This window comes from Mameliella sp. CS4 (assembly GCF_019392335.1).
In the GTDB taxonomy this organism is placed as follows: domain Bacteria; phylum Pseudomonadota; class Alphaproteobacteria; order Rhodobacterales; family Rhodobacteraceae; genus Antarctobacter.
This window is the reverse complement of sequence record NZ_JAHXRQ010000017.1, coordinates 96248-112244: the sequence shown is the minus strand read 5'-3', so window position 1 is coordinate 112244 and position 15997 is coordinate 96248. Positions and strand designations below refer to the sequence as shown.

The 15997-nt window shown below is 63.3% G+C and carries 14 protein-coding genes and 1 CRISPR repeat array (1 of these 15 only partly in view); of the genes, 11 read left to right on the top strand and 3 right to left on the bottom strand.

All coding sequences use genetic code 11. The annotated features are described in order from the left end of the window. Positions 1 to 412 precede the first annotated feature (412 nt). Together KZZ07_RS18805 and KZZ07_RS18800 are read right to left on the bottom strand one after the other, a co-directional pair. Positions 413 to 1342: a Hint domain-containing protein gene (locus tag KZZ07_RS18805; RefSeq protein WP_219516406.1), complete on the bottom strand. Its 930-nt coding sequence runs from the start codon at positions 1340 to 1342 to the stop codon at positions 413 to 415. Positions 1343 to 1548: 206 nt separating this feature from the next. Further along, the gene (locus KZZ07_RS18800) at positions 1549 to 2400 is read right to left on the bottom strand and encodes a helix-turn-helix domain-containing protein (protein ID WP_219516405.1); all 852 of its coding nucleotides are present in this window, start codon (positions 2398 to 2400) and stop codon (positions 1549 to 1551) included. A gap of 729 nt (positions 2401 to 3129) precedes the next feature. On the opposite strand from KZZ07_RS18800, the gene KZZ07_RS18795 reads away from it, so the two are divergent. From KZZ07_RS18795 to allE, 10 genes are all read left to right on the top strand, one after another. Beyond that, positions 3130 to 4776, top strand: coding sequence for a thiamine pyrophosphate-binding protein (locus KZZ07_RS18795; protein ID WP_219516403.1), 1647 nt, complete (start codon positions 3130 to 3132; stop codon positions 4774 to 4776). A gap of 112 nt (positions 4777 to 4888) precedes the next feature. Next, on the top strand, positions 4889 to 5920 hold the full coding sequence (locus KZZ07_RS18790; RefSeq protein WP_219516416.1) for an ABC transporter substrate-binding protein: 1032 nt from the start codon (positions 4889 to 4891) through the stop codon (positions 5918 to 5920). Between the two features lie 3 nt (positions 5921 to 5923). After that, the gene (locus KZZ07_RS18785; RefSeq protein ID WP_219516402.1) at positions 5924 to 6988 is read left to right on the top strand and encodes an ABC transporter ATP-binding protein; all 1065 of its coding nucleotides are present in this window, start codon (positions 5924 to 5926) and stop codon (positions 6986 to 6988) included. Further along, positions 6985 to 7839 carry an ABC transporter permease gene (locus KZZ07_RS18780; protein ID WP_219516401.1) on the top strand — a complete coding sequence of 285 codons (855 nt, stop codon included), beginning with the start codon at positions 6985 to 6987 and terminating at the stop codon, positions 7837 to 7839. The genes KZZ07_RS18785 and KZZ07_RS18780 overlap by 4 nt, the downstream gene beginning before the upstream one ends. Further along, positions 7836 to 8648, top strand: a complete 813-nt coding sequence (locus KZZ07_RS18775; protein ID WP_219516400.1) for an ABC transporter permease — start codon at positions 7836 to 7838, stop codon at positions 8646 to 8648. The genes KZZ07_RS18780 and KZZ07_RS18775 overlap by 4 nt, the downstream gene beginning before the upstream one ends. Positions 8649 to 8684: 36 nt before the next feature. Next, positions 8685 to 9431 carry an aspartate/glutamate racemase family protein gene (locus KZZ07_RS18770; protein WP_219516399.1) on the top strand — a complete coding sequence of 249 codons (747 nt, stop codon included), beginning with the start codon at positions 8685 to 8687 and terminating at the stop codon, positions 9429 to 9431. Further along, a complete protein-coding gene (locus KZZ07_RS18765) occupies positions 9428 to 10318 on the top strand; it encodes a polysaccharide deacetylase family protein (protein ID WP_219516398.1) in 891 nt (296 codons plus the stop codon). Before KZZ07_RS18770 ends, KZZ07_RS18765 begins: the two co-directional genes overlap by 4 nt. A gap of 3 nt (positions 10319 to 10321) precedes the next feature. Further along, positions 10322 to 11260 carry a polysaccharide deacetylase family protein gene (locus tag KZZ07_RS18760; RefSeq protein ID WP_219516397.1) on the top strand — a complete coding sequence of 313 codons (939 nt, stop codon included), beginning with the start codon at positions 10322 to 10324 and terminating at the stop codon, positions 11258 to 11260. Between the two features lie 9 nt (positions 11261 to 11269). Further along, a complete protein-coding gene (locus tag KZZ07_RS18755) occupies positions 11270 to 12388 on the top strand; it encodes a M20 family metallopeptidase (RefSeq protein ID WP_219516396.1) in 1119 nt (372 codons plus the stop codon). A 1-nt stretch (position 12389) separates the two neighbouring features. Next, positions 12390 to 13127, top strand: a complete 738-nt coding sequence (gene allE, locus KZZ07_RS18750) for a (S)-ureidoglycine aminohydrolase (RefSeq protein ID WP_219516395.1) — start codon at positions 12390 to 12392, stop codon at positions 13125 to 13127. A 5-nt stretch (positions 13128 to 13132) separates the two neighbouring features. On the opposite strand, the gene KZZ07_RS18745 is transcribed toward allE, so the two are convergent. Continuing rightward, positions 13133 to 14053 carry a LysR family transcriptional regulator gene (locus KZZ07_RS18745; RefSeq protein WP_219516394.1) on the bottom strand — a complete coding sequence of 307 codons (921 nt, stop codon included), beginning with the start codon at positions 14051 to 14053 and terminating at the stop codon, positions 13133 to 13135. A 48-nt stretch (positions 14054 to 14101) separates the two neighbouring features. Between KZZ07_RS18745 and KZZ07_RS18740 the strand changes: the two genes are divergently transcribed. Further along, positions 14102 to 15526: an FAD-binding oxidoreductase gene (locus KZZ07_RS18740; RefSeq protein WP_219516393.1), complete on the top strand. Its 1425-nt coding sequence runs from the start codon at positions 14102 to 14104 to the stop codon at positions 15524 to 15526. A gap of 459 nt (positions 15527 to 15985) precedes the next feature. Next, positions 15986 to 15997: direct repeats of the CRISPR family, unit length 29 nt (it continues 932 nt past the right edge of the window).

The following is a 15997-nucleotide window of genomic DNA, read 5'->3' as shown; positions in this document are numbered from 1 at the left end:
CCGACCAGCGCCTCAGCGCCGCCGGTGAAGGGGCTTTTACGGTTACCCAACAAAACCCGCAAGCAGTTTTTTGGAGAGATCGCCAAAAAATTCAAATTGCCTCTCAAGGTGTTGCTTTTAAATGATTTTATCATAAGACCTCGTGCCATTCGAGGCCGAGGAGAGACAGTTACGCAGGGGAACCTCGCCCTGCCCCGGACCCGAACCATAGCCCCGGTGATTCAATGCCCCTTTTCCTTCCGCTACAGCCCGACCTGCCCGACACGGTTCGCGCCCGGCAGCTGTCCAAGGCGGCAGATGAGGGTCCGCAGGCGATAGGATGACATCTCCAAGGTCTCACTTTCCTGCCCCCCTTTTGAACACAGTCCCGGATCAGCGGGGCGTCCGGTCATACCGGCGCCCCCTGCCCCACCTAACCGTCCAGGCCCAGGTGGCTGCGCAACGCGCAGGGAATCAATCGGGCCGAGGACGCACGCGGCAGCGGCATCGCGGGGATGCTGCGCTCTTCACCATAGAGCGCCACGTAGTCCTGATAGTTGTCGAAGGCCTGGCGCCGGACAAAGTCCACGTAGGTCTCGGCAGGCAAGCCGTTTGCCAGGATGACGTCATGCGCTTCGGTTTCGACATGGTAATAGGTGACACGCTCCGGCTGCTGCTCCATCGGCACGACTTGGATGGTCGTCCCGTTCACCAGTGCCCCGGCATTGATCGCCACGCCATCCAGGATGAGCGCATGATCGGAGGTCAGCACAAGATCTTTGCAGGGTGCCCCGCGCCCGAGCGCCCCGGCGGCGATCCGTACAGGCTGGACGCGGGCCGAGGCAAAGGCCTTGTGCACCGTCTGCCGCCCTATCCACCGGACAGGAACGGCCCGACCGTCCACCGTCGTGATGAGATCGCCGATCTTGAGCGCCTCGACCTTACGCTCACCATCGGGTGTGGCGATCAGCGTACCGGAGGCAAAGCAGGCCGTATCGCTTCCCAGCACCTGGGACGAAGGGTCATCCGCGTATTCATTGACCCCCATGGCTGTACCGAACTGGGCGCCGTCGGGGGCGTCAAAGACCACGAAGAAAGCCGTGTTGCCGGCCACGGTGTCGGCACTGCCGAAAACATAGCCGGTCACACCATCAAACGTTCCGTTCCCAAGGAAATAGCCGGTCCCGCCGGACACACCGCCGTCCACCATTGTGAAATCTTCAAACCCCGAGAGCGTTACTTCGTCTCCGGGCAGAATACTGCCATCATCCACCACGGCGGTGACTGTCCCCGCGGTGTCGAACCAACTGCCGCTAGTGCCATCCGAACCAACCGAACTTCCGAACTCATAAGATGTCGGCATAGGGTATCGTTCTCCTTTGCTGTGATTGTGCTCAACCGGGCGCGGTGTACCGACAACGGGGGGCTGATCCGGCCACCGCGCCCGGCGCGGAGAAACTCCGCACGCGGGACCCTACGGGGGACCGATCCGGCCCCCCACTGGCTTCTTTGTTGATTTCCTGCAGAGATTGTTTGCGAATGACCTGCGCGTCCGCCCCTCTGACCCGGTCAGGACCAGGGGGCCGCTTGTCGTTCAAGCCATTGGCGCGGCGGCAGTCCCGTCCGGCGACGGAAGGCCGATGAGAAGTTGCTGACACTGGAATAGCCGAACCTGTGCGCCACGACCTTGATCGGCATCCCCTCTTGCAGGGCGGAACAGATTGCGGCGAAACGAACCTGTTGCAGCGACCGGTTAAAGCTGGTGCCGAACTCGGCGCGGTAGGCCCGATCCAGCCGGCGTGGCGAGACCCCGAACTGGCGGGCGATATCGGCGAGCGAGGGCGGATCCTCCGGGCACTCCTGCAAAAGCGCATGCGCGTCGCGGGCAAGGCTGCCAGCCAGGGGCGTCACGCGCGGCACGCCGTCCTCGCAAAGGCTTTGCAGGTGGAATCCCAGGATCTGCTGGGCGGCGGCGCTCACCATGCGGCGCCCCAGCGGCGAGTTGCTCGACAGGGCCGTCATCAATGCCTCACGCAGGTGCACCGGCAAGGCCCGCGCGCGGTGGTAGGTGCGGCTTCCGCCCTCGAGCAAGGGCCGAACCCCCTTGGGGACCGGGCCGCCGAACCAGTCCTTCACCGTCTCCAGCGAGGCCAGTGTGCCAAAGATCGCGTTGTCTGCAGCCCCGAAGCGATACAGCGCGCCTGAAACACTGGGCCGGATCAACCCTGGCGCGGTGTCCAGGTAGCGCCGACCGCAGGCCAGCTCTGCCTCGAAACCACCCTTGAGAACGACCTGCGTGAACACGAAACCCGTATTGCGCGAACTTGTGACCTCGACACTGTCCGGTCCCGATGTCCGGAACTGCGACAGGCTCCAACTGACGCCACTTCCGTCCGTGCCGGGGCTCCTTTGCCAGGTCATTTCGACGGCACCGCCATGACGCCGAACGACGTTATGCGCCCGGCCATTCCCGAGGTACAGTTCGATCGGCGATACCCGCCCATTACTCATCATAGCAACCCTGTTCCGACATCTTCCATAACGGAAACAGAGCTAACGCGTTTCAATGCCTGGGAAAAGTGCCGAAGGGTCTGCCCGCGGAGGTCAGAGGGAAGGGTCCGGTAGGGGCCAGACCTCGACGACGCGAAGGGGGGACCGCAGGTGGCAGGCCTGAAGACACTCGCGGCAGGATTGCCCCCTGGACCGTGTCGGCGCCCCGAGGCATCCCCTTTGAGGACCGAGCAACCCCCGGGACGTCCACGGGCCCCAAGACCCGAGGCCATTCCTGCGACGCAAATGGGCACCGGCACACTGCCCTGTCATGCGGTGTACCGGCGCCTGTTCAGTGTCACCACCTGCAAGAAGTTGCAGGCCCGCAGCCCCGGCAGCAAGGCACTGATTTGCCCCCATTTGACGCAAGCGTCCGTGCATGTCGTCACGGTCGCTCCATGCCTCGCGGCCGCTCGCGAACTGCCCCCCCTGGCATGGAATTTCCTCGCACTCTTCTGCTCGGGAACAGAAGAAACCGACGGCACTACAGGACAGGAGTAAACACTTTATGGAACCTTATTCATTCCAATAATGATCTTTTTTCACCAAACCGGGCAAGTATAGTAACGGCTATCAGACGGCAACTTCGAACGGCACATCATGAAAGACACAGTCCAAACCATGAAGCTGCATCAGCGTCTCGCGCAGGCCATTTCGGGTCACGGAGTGACCCATGTCTACGGCCTTGTCGGAGATGCGAACCTGTTCATGGTGGACTCATATGTCGATGCGAGACTGGGGCGCTACGTGCCTTGCACCCATGAAGGGAACGCGGTTCTGGCCGCCATCGGGTTTGCCCAGACCACCGGGCGCACCGGGGTCGCCACCATCACCCACGGCCCGGCCCTTACAAATGTATCCACCGCATTGGCCGAGGCCGCGCGCGGCGGGATCCCCCTTGTGGTCCTTTGCGGCGACACACCTCCGGGCGATGTCCAGCACCTTCAGAAAATAGATCAGCGCGAGGTGGTCGCGGCCACGGGGGCCGTGTTCGTCGAGATGCGCCGCCCGGAGACCGCAATACATGACCTCGACCGCGCGTTTCGGATCGCCGCGCATCGCCGGTGCCCGGTCGTCTTCAACATGCGGGTAGACCTGCAATGGGAGGACGTACCGGACAGCGGGAATGTGACACCCGTTCCCGATATTACCACCGCCCCCGCCTCGGGTCAGGCGCTGGAAGACGCGGCTGGCATGCTCGCTTCGGCGCGCCGCCCGCTGATCCTGGCCGGCCGTGGCGCCATCGCTCCAGAGTCCCGCGCCGCTTTGCTGAAACTGGCCGCGCGGATCGAGGCCCCGGTGGCGACCACGCTGAAAGCTCAGGGGCTATTCCGAGGCGCACCTTTCGACTTGGGCATCTGCGGCGGCCTGAGCCACCCGACCGCAACCGATGTCATCATGCAGTCGGACTGCATCCTCGCCTTTGGCGCGAGCCTGAGCAAGCACACGACGGAAGAACGTGCCTACACCAAGGGCAAGCGCGTTGTTCAGGTTCTTGCCGATGCCGAAGAAAACCCGCGGCTGGATGACCCGACATTGCGCCTGATCGGTGACATCGCCGGCACGGCCCATGCCATGACCGAGTTGCTCGACATGGCCGAGATCCCGGGATCGGGCGCCTGTGACGCCGATCTTGCGGCCCGGCTGACAGCCGAAGCTGAGGCCTTTGCCCGTCTTCCCACGCCCTCTGTCACTGCACAGGGCACCTTTGATTTGGGTCCGGCCCTGCGCCGCCTGCACCAGGCATTGCCACAGGACCGCATTCTGGTGGCGGACCTTGGGCGTTTTGTCACCACCGCATGGCGCAACATGCCGGTCACGCGTCCGCAGGACCTTGTGTTTACCTCGCACTTTGGGGCGATCGGCTGCGCCCTGGGTCAGGCCATCGGGGCCGCGACAGCGATAGATGATCGGCCCACCGTTCTTGTTGCCGGCGACGGAGGCTTCGCGCTTTCGGGTCTCAGCGAATTGATCACCGCGGTGCAGGAAAACGTCGACCTCGTCGTGATCATCTGTAACGACGGCAGCTATGGCGCAGAGCATGTCCAGTTCACCAACAGAAAGATGAATCCCGGCCTCTCGATGATCGCCAGGATAGATTTTGCGGGCACCGCAACAGCCCTGGGGTTAAATGCGTTCCGGGTCGAAGATCCGGACAGCCTGAATGCGGCCTGCGCCGCCATCGCGACACGGACCGGCCCCATGTTGATCGACCTGCGGCTCGATCCGGAGAAAATCGAGATGTAGCCGCTCACCGTGATCCCGCCCTCACCAGGGGCGGGTCCCAAGGGGTATGCTGGCTCCTCCCCCGGCAGCCCCGCAATCTAGAATAAACGTGAAATCCAACAGGAGACATAGAATGACACTTTCCCGCCGAAACTTTCTCAAGACCTCCGCCGGTGCCGCCGCTCTCGGCGCCGTAGGCCTGCCCGCGCTTGCGCAGTCCGACACATTTATCGTCAACATGTTCGGCGGCCGCTGGGAACACGACTGGCGCCAACATGTGATGCCGAAATTCTCGGAACAGATCGGCCGCGACTTCGACCTGGACATCGGTCTCGGGATGGCCTGGATCTCGGGCTTCCGCGCGGCCGGCCCCGAGAATCCGCCTTTCCCCGCTGTCATGCTGAATGAGAAATACACGGCGATGATCCGCAATGACGGGTATTTCGCCGAGTTGACCCCGAAAAACGTGCCGAACATGGCCGATGTGATCGAACCGGCGATCCTGAAAGGCAATACCGCCGTCACCGGTATGCTGGCCCCGCTGGTCATCGCCTACCGCACCGACCTGGTGTCCGAGCCGCCGAAGGGCTGGGCAGACCTCTGGGACGACCGCTTCAAGGGACAGCTGGGTCTGTACAAGATCACCAACTCCGCCGCGACCATGATGGCCATGTGGGCGGGCGAGCACTTCGGCTCGGGGCGTGACGACGTCGAAACCGCCGTGGCAAAGTTCAAAGAGCTCGCACCCTTCCCGCAGATCGGCTACTCGGCCCAGCTGACCCCCTTGCTCACCCAGGGGCAGATCTCCGTCGCACCGATCGACCTGGGCGAGGTCAAGACCATGCAGGAACAGGGCGTGCCGATCGACTACGTCGTGCCGGAAGAAGGCATGCTGGTCTTCGATCACTCCTTCTCGGTCTTCAAGAACCACCCGGACAAGCAATTGGGCTTCGACTATATCAACTTCGTCCTGTCGCCCGAAATCCAGCTCTGGATGGCAGAGAACTGGCTGATTGCGCCGACCAACAAGACGGTGGAACTGCCCGAGGACCTGCAGAAATGGCCGCTGCAACCTGAAGTGGTCAGCCAGGCGATCCGGTTTGACTGGGACGAAACTCTGGCCATCATGCCGAGCTTGAACGACCTCTGGGAACGGACCATCTGAACTATGGCGACGGTTGAAGTCAGGGATCTGCGCAAGCGGTACCACAATTTTCTTGCGCTCGATGGCGTGTCACTCAAGGCCGAATCCGGCCAGTTGGTGACGCTGTTGGGGCCCTCCGGGTGCGGCAAGAGCACCACGCTTCGGTGCTTGGCCGGTTTCCTCGAACCCAACGGCGGGGAAATAACCGTCGAGGGGGTGTCCATCCTCTCCACCCCTGCCAACCGTCGCGGTTTCGGCGTGGTCTTTCAGAACTACGCCCTGTTTCCACATATGACCGTAGCCGAGAATATCGGCTACGGACTCAAGCTCCAGAAGGTGTCGAAGTCCGAGTTGACCACCCGCGTCAACGAAGTGATGGATCTCGTTCGCCTTGGCGGTCTGGGGGACCGTCTCCCACGCGAAGTTTCAGGTGGGCAACAGCAGCGTGTGGCCCTGGCCCGCGCACTGGTTCTGAAACCCAAACTGCTGCTTCTGGACGAACCTCTGGCCAACCTTGACGCCCGGCTGCGCGACGAGGTCCGCTGGCTGATCCGCGACCTGCAACAGCAATCGGGCATCACGGCATTCTACGTCACCCACGACCAATCCGAGGCCATGGCCATGTCGGACATGGTGGCGGTGATGAAAGCGGGGCGCGTGGCGCAATTCGCCACGCCGCGCGAGATCTACCAGAAACCGACGGAACGCTATGTCGCCGATTTCACTGGCGAAGCGAATTTCCTTCCTTGCACCGATGTCACGCCACACGGCGAAGGACACTATTCCATCGCTGCGGCGGGCACGACACTGGACCTTGACGGCGTGCCCGGGATTGCCGCTGGCGCTCCGGCCGAGCTGTTGTTGCGGCCCGAGGCGCTGGAGCTGACCGCGCCCGAGGCAGGCACCTTCCGGGGCATTGTGACAAAATCGGCGTTCCTTGGGTCCGCGCTGCACTGCGAGATCACCCTGCCCGATGACAGCGTCCTGAAACTGTCGGCAGAACCCAACACGCCTGTCACCAAGGGGGACACGGTCGGCATTGCAATCGACCGCAGCCACGCCTGGCTGATGCCCGAGGTCGCGCCATGAGACTGCCCAATCCGAGACTGCTTTTGGCGATCCCGGCCATCGCGCTGATCTTCGTGTTCATGATCCTTCCGATCACGAACATGGCCGAGATGAGCTTTCGCACGACCGGAACGAAAGATCCCTTCGGCGAGGATTACACCCTGGCGCACTACCTCCGTATCTTCGGCGATACCTACTATTGGGGCGTTCTTCTACGCTCTTTGTTGACTGCGGCCACGGTGACGGTGCTCTGCCTTCTGGTGAGCTACCCGATCGCCTGGCACATGTCGAAAGCCAAGGGGATGAAGGCGGTCTTCCTTTATGCCTGCATCGCATCGCCGCTGATGACCGGCGTGCTGGTCCGCAATTTCGGCTGGATGATCGTGGCCGCGCTCAACGGACCGCTGAATGAAACACTGATGGCCCTGGGCATTATCGAGCGGCCTTTGCGGCTGCTGTTCACCCAGGGGCTGGTGATCCTGGCACTGGTCCACGTCTTCGTGCCCTTCATGGTGCTGCCGATCAACAATGCACTGCGCAACATCTCTCCCACCCTGATCGAGGCGTCGACCGCGATGGGCGCCACCCGCCGCGACGTGTTCCGGGACATCATCCTGCCGCTCAGCTTTCCGGGCATCTATCCCGGCGTCATCCTTGTCTACGTGCTGGCCGTCGCCGCCTTCGTGACCCCTGCGCTGCTGGGTGGGCAGATGGTCAGCTATATGCCGACGCTCATCATCGGGGAACTGACGGGCACCTTCCAATGGCCCTTCGGCTCGGCCCTGGCGATTGTGCTCTCGCTCTCGACCGTTGTTGTCGTGGCGATCTTCACCGCACTGACCGCAAAACTGATGGAAAGGTCCAAGGCATGAGTGGTGCAACCTCCGCCTTCAGCCACCAGGGGCCTGTGAACATCGCCTTCGGCGCCCTGATCGTGTTGCTCTACGTCTTTCTGATGGCCCCGCTGGTGATGATCGTCGGCGCGTCCTTCACCGGCGGGTTGCTGATCGATTTCCCGCCACAGGGTCTTTCCCTGAAATGGTACTTCGAGTTCTTCGAGCGGCGGGACCTTGTCGATGGGCTGCTGATGTCGCTGCGCATCGGCGCGATCACCGCCGTGGTCACGATGACCGTCGCCATGATGGCGGCGCTCGCGGGGCAGGTCCTCTCTGGCCGGTTGTCGGGCTGGTTCCAGCTGGGCATGACCTTGCCGCTGCTGGTGCCCGAACTGCTGACCGCCGTGGGATTGCTGTTCTTCCTCTACAAGATCGAGCTGGGCAAGACCGTGGTCGGCCTTCAGATGGGCCACATCCTGATGTCCTTCCCCTATGCCTATGTCTCCATCGCTGCGGCCATGCGGCAGGTGCCGGCCTCGCTGGAAGAGGCGTCGGCCAGCCTGGGCGCGACCGGGTGGCAGACCTTCCGCCTGGTGATCTTGCCATTGGTGATGCCGGGACTGGCGATGGGCGGCATCTTTGCCTTCATCAACAGCTTCGATCTCTACACCATCTCGCTGCTGCTCAAGCCACTGGGGGGCAACACGCTGCCGCTCGCCCTGTTCGATTTCCTGACCTACGAGTTCAAGCCCACCGCGGCCGCCGCCGCCACCCTGTCGATCCTCCTGTCGATCCTGGGCGTGGCGATTGTCCAGAAACTCGTCGGCCTGCAACGCGCCTTCTGACCCGGTTTCAGTCGGCCACAACAGAAAGTTCACCCGATGCCCGATCCGTCGGACAGCCTGCCCGCGCGCCCGCGCGTCCTGTATCAGCTTGCCAGCCCGCTGCACCTGACCCGGGGGCCCGAGGTCGTGGCGCGCAGGCAGCGGATGATGCAGGCATGGGCGCCCGCGCTGCAGGTCGAAATCGCCTCACCCGACACCGGACCCGCGGCAATCGAATCCGCCGCCGACGCCACAGCGGTCTTTCCAGCCCTGCGCGACGCCGCCACCACATGGGCGGGCGCCAACTTAGAGGCGGTCCTGATCGGCTGCTTCAGCGATCCGGGCGTCGAGGCGCTGACAGAAGTTTCCGGCCTGCCGGTCATCGGTCCGGGTGAAGCCGGCATTCTGGCAGCGGTGCAACTGGGCGAGCGTTTCTCTGTCTTGTCCTCTGACCCAACGCCGCCGGGCCTGCGCCGCCGCATTCGCGGCATTGGGGTCGAGGGCAGTTTCCTCTCTGAGGTCACGTTGGGCTGTTCGGTGACCGATCTCAACCGAGATCCGGAAACCCACCTGCCCGTGATCATCGACCGCGCCCGCGCCTGCGTGGCGCAAGGAGCCGATGTGCTGGTGCTGGGCTGCTTTGCCCTTTCCTTTACCCCGGGCCTGCCGGAACGGCTCGCACGGGCCACCGGCGTGCCCATCGTAAACCCGGTCATCGCCGGACTGAAAGCTGCCGAGGCCGTGATCCAGTACCGCGCCGGCCTGCCCCGTGCCGCAACCCCTTATCTCAGGAGTGCAGAATGAACCAAACCACCCCCGCCGATGCGTTCCAGAGCCTTGTCGACACCGCACGCTTTCAGCGCCAGCGACGTATCCCGATCCCGGATTTCGCCTACCCCGAGGGTGTGAAGATCGCCGTCAACTTCACGCTCGACTTCGATGCCATGCTGCTGCGGCGCCTGCTGAACGAACCCTGGGGCCAGAGGGCCAAGGGAGAGTTCGGTGGCCGCGTCGGTGTCTGGCGCATCATGGAGATGTTCGACGAAGAAGACGTGAAGGTCACGCTCTTCACGCCGGGGCGTATCTGCGAGCTGTACCCGGACGTGCTGCACCATGTCGTCGCGCGGGGGCACGAACTGGCCGACCATATGTGGGAACACGAGGTTTATCCCGATCCGGCCATTGAAGACGCGCATTTGTCCCGCACGCTAGCCGCGCTGTCCTCGATTGCCGGAAAGCCCGTGACCGGCACCCGTTCCAGTCACACGCCGGGGCTGCTGACGTCCAAGGGCGTTGTCTACAACTCCTTCACCTCCGCCAGCTACATGCCATTCTACGAAATGGATGCCGGGGGCGAGAACGCGATCCTGCAACTGCCCTTCCACTACGCGCTGGACGACGCGATGTTTTTCAGCTTCGGCTGGCTCGACACGCCAAACCAGGCCCAGCGCGTCATGGACGTGGACGAGGTGTTCGAGATCTGGTGGGACGCTTTCGAACAGCAATACCGGCAGGGCGGATACGTCAACTTCCTGCTGCACCCATTCGTTTCCGGCCACGCCATGCGGGTCGACATGATCCAGCGTCTGATCCAGCGGATGAAAACCCTGCCCGGCGTCTGGTTTCCCACATGTGACGACCTCGCCCAGCATGTGCTCGCTCAGCACCCTTTGAAAGACCTGTCGGAGTAACCCATGCCCTGGAAAGACAACTACACCACTTCCGACGAAATCGGCATCCGTGATGGCGACGTGATCTGGCCCGACGGGCAGCAGATGGCGCTTGGCCTGACGGTCAATCTGAATCCCGCCGCAACGGCCAAGGGCATTGCGGCCAAGGACCTCGCCTATCCGACATGGCACTTTGCTCTGAACGAAGGTCTCGATGCCTTTCTGGCGCTTTTCGCCGAACTGGGACTCCGCGCCACCTTTGCCACCCCTGCCCTTGTGGCCGAGGCCTACCCGGACGTCATCGCGCGCATCCTTGACCAGGGGCATGAGATCGCCGCACAGGGGCTTTTGGGCGAGGATCCCGCGGCACTGGCCCCCGGTCAGGAGGCGGCGCACATGGAGCGTGCCACCGAGGTCCTGACCCGCGTCACCGGAACCGCGCCAAAAGGCTGGTTTGCCCTGTCGCGGCCCGATGATCGCGCCGCCACCGGATGTGCAACAGATGAGACCGTCGCCCTGCTGAAGGCTCAAGGCTACGCCTATATCGGGAACGGGCTTGCGGACGATGCCCCCTATTACTGGGTCACCGATGCCGCAAAGGCCGAGGCGCTGCTCGCCCTGCCCTATTACTATCATTTCGACGACACCTTCTTCCTGATGTTCCCTCGCGAGGGCACCGGGCTGGAACGGCCCGGGGCACTTCTGCGCAACTGGCGGGCCGAGTTCCGCGCGCAGTACCGGCGCGGACGCTATTTCAACCTGTGCGTCTCGCCCGCCCGGTCCGGCTGGGGGCACCGCTTTGAAAATCTGGCGTCCTTCCTGCGCGAGGCGCTGGCGCATCCCGGCGTATGGGCGGTCACCGGGGCCGAGATCGCTGAACACTGGACAGCGCACTATCCCTCCTCGACCCACCTGAAACTCGCGCCCTCGATCTGGCGCGACTACGCGGACAGCCTGAGCTGAACAATGAAAATGGATAGCGAAGACATCCTGAACGGCCTGCTGCGCTGGGTCGAGATCGACACACCCACCGGGTCGGTCGAAAACATTGCGTCACTCATCGACCTGATCGCCAGCGAGCTGGAGCCGCTCGGCTGTGAGATCGACCGCATCCCCGGTCGCGACGGGATGGGCGATCACCTGGTTGCCCGCTTTGCGGGTGGCGATGGACCCGGCGTGCTGGTGACCAGCCACATCGACACGGTCTGCGCCCCCGGCACGGTCGAGATCCGGCGCGACGGCGACCGGCAATACGGCCCGGGCATCGCCGACATGAAAGGGGGCGGGTATCTCGCGCTCTGCGCGATGCGTGACATCGTGGCAAGCGGCACCACCCTGCCCGGCCCGGTCACGCTGATCTACAATTCCGACGAGGAGATCGGCTCGCCCACCTCATACGAACTGATCCAGGCAGAGGCGCGGAAACACGGCGCGGCGCTGATCCCGGAACCGGCACGCGGCGACGAGGCGATCACCTTTCGCAAGGGCCGGGCCAAGTACACGCTGGACTTTCACGGACGCGAAAGCCACGCAGGCTCCGCCTTTGCCGACGGGCGCTCGGCCATTCTGGAAATGGCGCGCACCATCGGCACATTGGCAACCCTGACCGACCTCGAGACGGAAACCACCGTGAACGTGGGACGCGTGCGCGGCGGCACAAAACCCAACGTGGTTGCGGGTCATGCCGCCTGTGACATCGACGTGCGCTTTGCCGATGACGCGCTTGGCGAGGCGGTAGAGGCCCGTTTGCGCGGGCTGACCGGCTCAGACCCTGACGTGGCCATCGCGCTGTCCGGCGAGATCGAGAAACCCTGCCTTGCCCGCACGCCGGAGACATTGGCGATGTTCACGCGGGCCGTGGAGATCAACGCGGATCTCGGGGCACCGATGTTCGAGACCCGCTCCGGCGGCGGCAGCGACGGCAATTTCACCTGCGCCGCCGGCGTGCCCACTCTGGATGGCCTGGGGGCCATCGGCAACGACTGGCATTCGTCCCGGGAGCATATCCTTGTCCCGCCTCTGGCCCGCCGCGCTGCCCTGCTGCGCGGGCTGATCCTGACCTATGCGGGCACGCGCCCGACGGAGAGCTGACATGACACCGAATTTCGGCCAGACCCGATCCGACATCCAGCGCAATCACGCCCTTTTGACGCCGGAAAGCCATGAATGGATCACCCAGCCGGACTGGCCGGGAGCCGAGCTTGCCTTTCTCATCAGTCCCGACATGGGCGCAAAGTTCGCGATGGCCCTTGTCCGCGCCGAAGCCGGACTGACAGACATCGGACCCGCCGCCGAGGGCGTGGCGCGCTTCGTCTTTGTTCTGCAAGGGGCCCTGTCCTTTGAAGGGGGCAAGACCCTGCGCCCAGAGGGCTATGCCTTCCTGCCGCCCTCCCACGATGCCCTGTTGTCCACATCCCCTGAGACGCGCTTTGTCCTGTTGGAATGGCGGTTCCTGGCGCATGGAGACATCCCCGCTCCCCTGTTCGGCTCTGTCAGCGGGATCGAGGGCACACCCCTGCGCGGGGACGACTGGCTGATCGTGCAGAAGATGCTGCCCACGGACCCGGCCTTCGATGGCGAGTTCAACATCATGAACTTTCACCCCGGCGCCTCGCTTGCCTATGTCGAGACTCACTTCATGGAACACGGATTGCTCATGCTGGACGGGGGCGGCGTCTACCGGCTGGACAACCGATGGTATCCCGTGGGCGCGGGCGATGCGATCTGGATGGGGCCGCATGTGCCGCAATGGTTCGGGGCGCTTGGGCGCACGCCGTCACGTTACCTGATCTACAAGAACTATAACCGCGCGCCGCTGGCCGAGAGATGATCGGATCACCCGCCGTATTGCGCGAAGACCGTCTTGATTGCCGCTGCGAAGGCAACCGAGGACGCCGTCGGAGTACGTCCGGCCATACGACAACAAGACAAAGGCTTGTTTATGAAGGACGGGTTCTCCAGCTCGATGAAGGCGATGTTCTCACGTTTGTACTGGAGGAACCGACCGATGACGATGCTGATGCCCATTCCGTCCTCCACCATCTGCCGCAAAAGGGAAAAGCTGTTGGTGCTCAGAACCTCTTGAACATCGACATTGTTGCGCACCAGGGCGTCCTGCAACATCTGATGCAGCCCGATGGAGTGGTGGGGAAAGATGAACCTTTCGCCTGCAATGTCTTCCAACCGGATTCTGCGCATCCGCGCCATCGGGTGATCCATCGCGGTGATCACGTAGGTGCGCCTGTGCAAAGTCGCCAGCGTTTCGAGATCCGGGGAGGAGGGAAAGTTGTACCCCAAAGCGATGTCGATGTCGCCCTCGTGCATCCGCCTGAGGATTTCCGGAGTGTTCTCGACGAAGATCGTGAACATCAGGTTCGGGTGATTTCGGTTCATGTCCCGCAGGATGCCCGGCAAGAGATCCGAGGCCAGCACCTCGTTGACGCCCAACCGCAGATGGCCGCGCTGCAACCCCTGCAACTGGCCGATCTCGTCTGTCGCGATGCTGAGCTCGTTGAGCACCGAGGCGCAGCGATAAAGCAGGATTTCCCCGGCCTCGGTCAGCTCCAGCCCCTTGCGGCCCCGGTCCCGGCTGAAAAGCTCGACCTCAAGGCTCAACTCGAGGTTCTTGATCTGCTTGCTGACAGCCGAGGGCGCCACATGCAGCTTTTCCGCCGCCGCCCGGAACGAGCCCAGCCGCGCAACCTCGACGAAATGACGAAGCCCGGGCAAGCGGCTGAGGATCTTGGTGGACGACATGGCGGGCCCTCTGCCTCCGGCGGGAAAGTTACAAGGAGCGCATCATAGATGAAGAAAGCTGGCGTACAACTCGACGCCGATTGCGCGATCGGTCTGAAAGAACTTGCCGCAGCGCTCGGGACAAAGGCTTTTCTGACTGACCCGGCAGATTGCGACCGCTACGCGTCGGACCAATCGGGCCTGGTCGGGACACGCCCACTCGCTGTGCTGCGGCCGGCGACCACCGAAGAGGTGGCCCAGGCGCTGAAGATCTGCACGCGCCATCGCATCGCCCTGGTGCCACAAGGTGGCCGGACCGGCCTGTCCGGCGGCGCCTGCAGTCCGGCCGGCGCCGTGGTTCTCTCGACAGAGCGCATGACCGGGGTGATCGAACTTGATCCCGAGGGCATGACGATGACGGTTTGGGCCGGTACGCCCCTTGAGACCGTTCAGATCGCGGCCCGCGAGGCGGGGCTGGACTATCCGGTCGACATCGGCGCCCGGGGCACGGCAACCATCGGCGGCACCATTGCCACCAATGCCGGGGGCATCCGCGTGCTGCAGCACGGCATGACCCGGCAGAACGTGTTGGGACTCGAGGCGGTGCTGTCGGACGGCACCATCCTCTCGCGCCTCGGCAAAACGGTGAAGGACAATTCCGGCCTTGACCTGAAACACCTCCTGATCGGGTCCGAAGGCACATTGGGCGTGGTGACGCGGGCTGTGCTGCAATTGCGCCAGAACATTCCCGACAGTGCACTGGCGCTGATCGCCGTTCCGGATCACGCCGCGGCGCTGTCCTGTCTGTCCGTCGCACGCAGGTGGTTCGGATCGCGTATCTCCGCCTTTGAAGGCATGTGGCCGGACTATTGGGAGTTCGTGTGCCGTCAATCCCACCTCGCCAAGGCACCGATCAGCGGGCAGCACGGTTTCTACGTACTGATCGAAGTCGAAACCGATCATGCGAACCGCGAAGACGCGCTGGAGGCCTTCGTCGCCGAACTCTTCGAAAACGGCATCGCCGAGGACGGCGTCCTTGCCAAGTCTCTGGCGGAAACGCTGTCCCTGTGGAAGATCCGCGAGGCCATCGGCGAAGTCGACACGGACTTTGGCCCCCACATCAATTTCGACATCGCTGTTGCGCCGTCAGACCTCGGAAAGTTCTGCAATGCCGCCGACGCTTTGCTTGCGGGTCTGAAGGACGCGGCGGGTACGCTGAAGGCCGGCCATGTCGCGGACGGGAATGTGCATCTGCTGGTGGCCCATGACGGCAGTGCGGAAGCAGAGGAAAGGATCGAGGCGGCCATCTACGCGCTGCTCGGCAACTGGAATGGCGCCGTGACTGCGGAACATGGAGTTGGCCGTCTGAAAGCGCGATGGATCACTCACAGCCGCAGCCGCGAAGAACTAGCGGTCATGTGCGCGCTGAAAAAGCAGCTCGACCCTTTGGGGATTCTGAACCCGGGTGCGCTCTACGGGGACCTGGAGAAATAGGGCTTACTGGCTCGCCAGAGGCCTCCACTGGCGAGTTTCCATCCAGGATGCGGACTCATACTGCCTTGCCCACAGCCGTGCGCAGGCCATGAGCACTGCCGCCATCTGCATGGGCCCGGATGTCGCTGTCTTTCAGCGCATATTCGGCGGCGCCGTGACCGTGGCAGATGCGACGCCCGCTGAACTACCGCGCGGCTTTGCTCGCCTGAGCGCGGCCCCAAGCGTGGCGGAAACGTGGCTTCCCCCAAGGCGTCACGCAACTGCGCAAGCGGGTCAAATGATCAGCAGACAGCTTGATCATTTTGGTCTCGCGCACCGTTGGAAAACTCATTCCACTTGCCCGGAAACACAAAGGTAAACCCATTTGAGAGCACGAAACATGTGCAGCGCGGGTGACATCCGGGAACGCACACGTCCTGTGGTTTCGCAAGCCACAACGTCTCCGACAACGACTGTCGACGGTTCATCCCC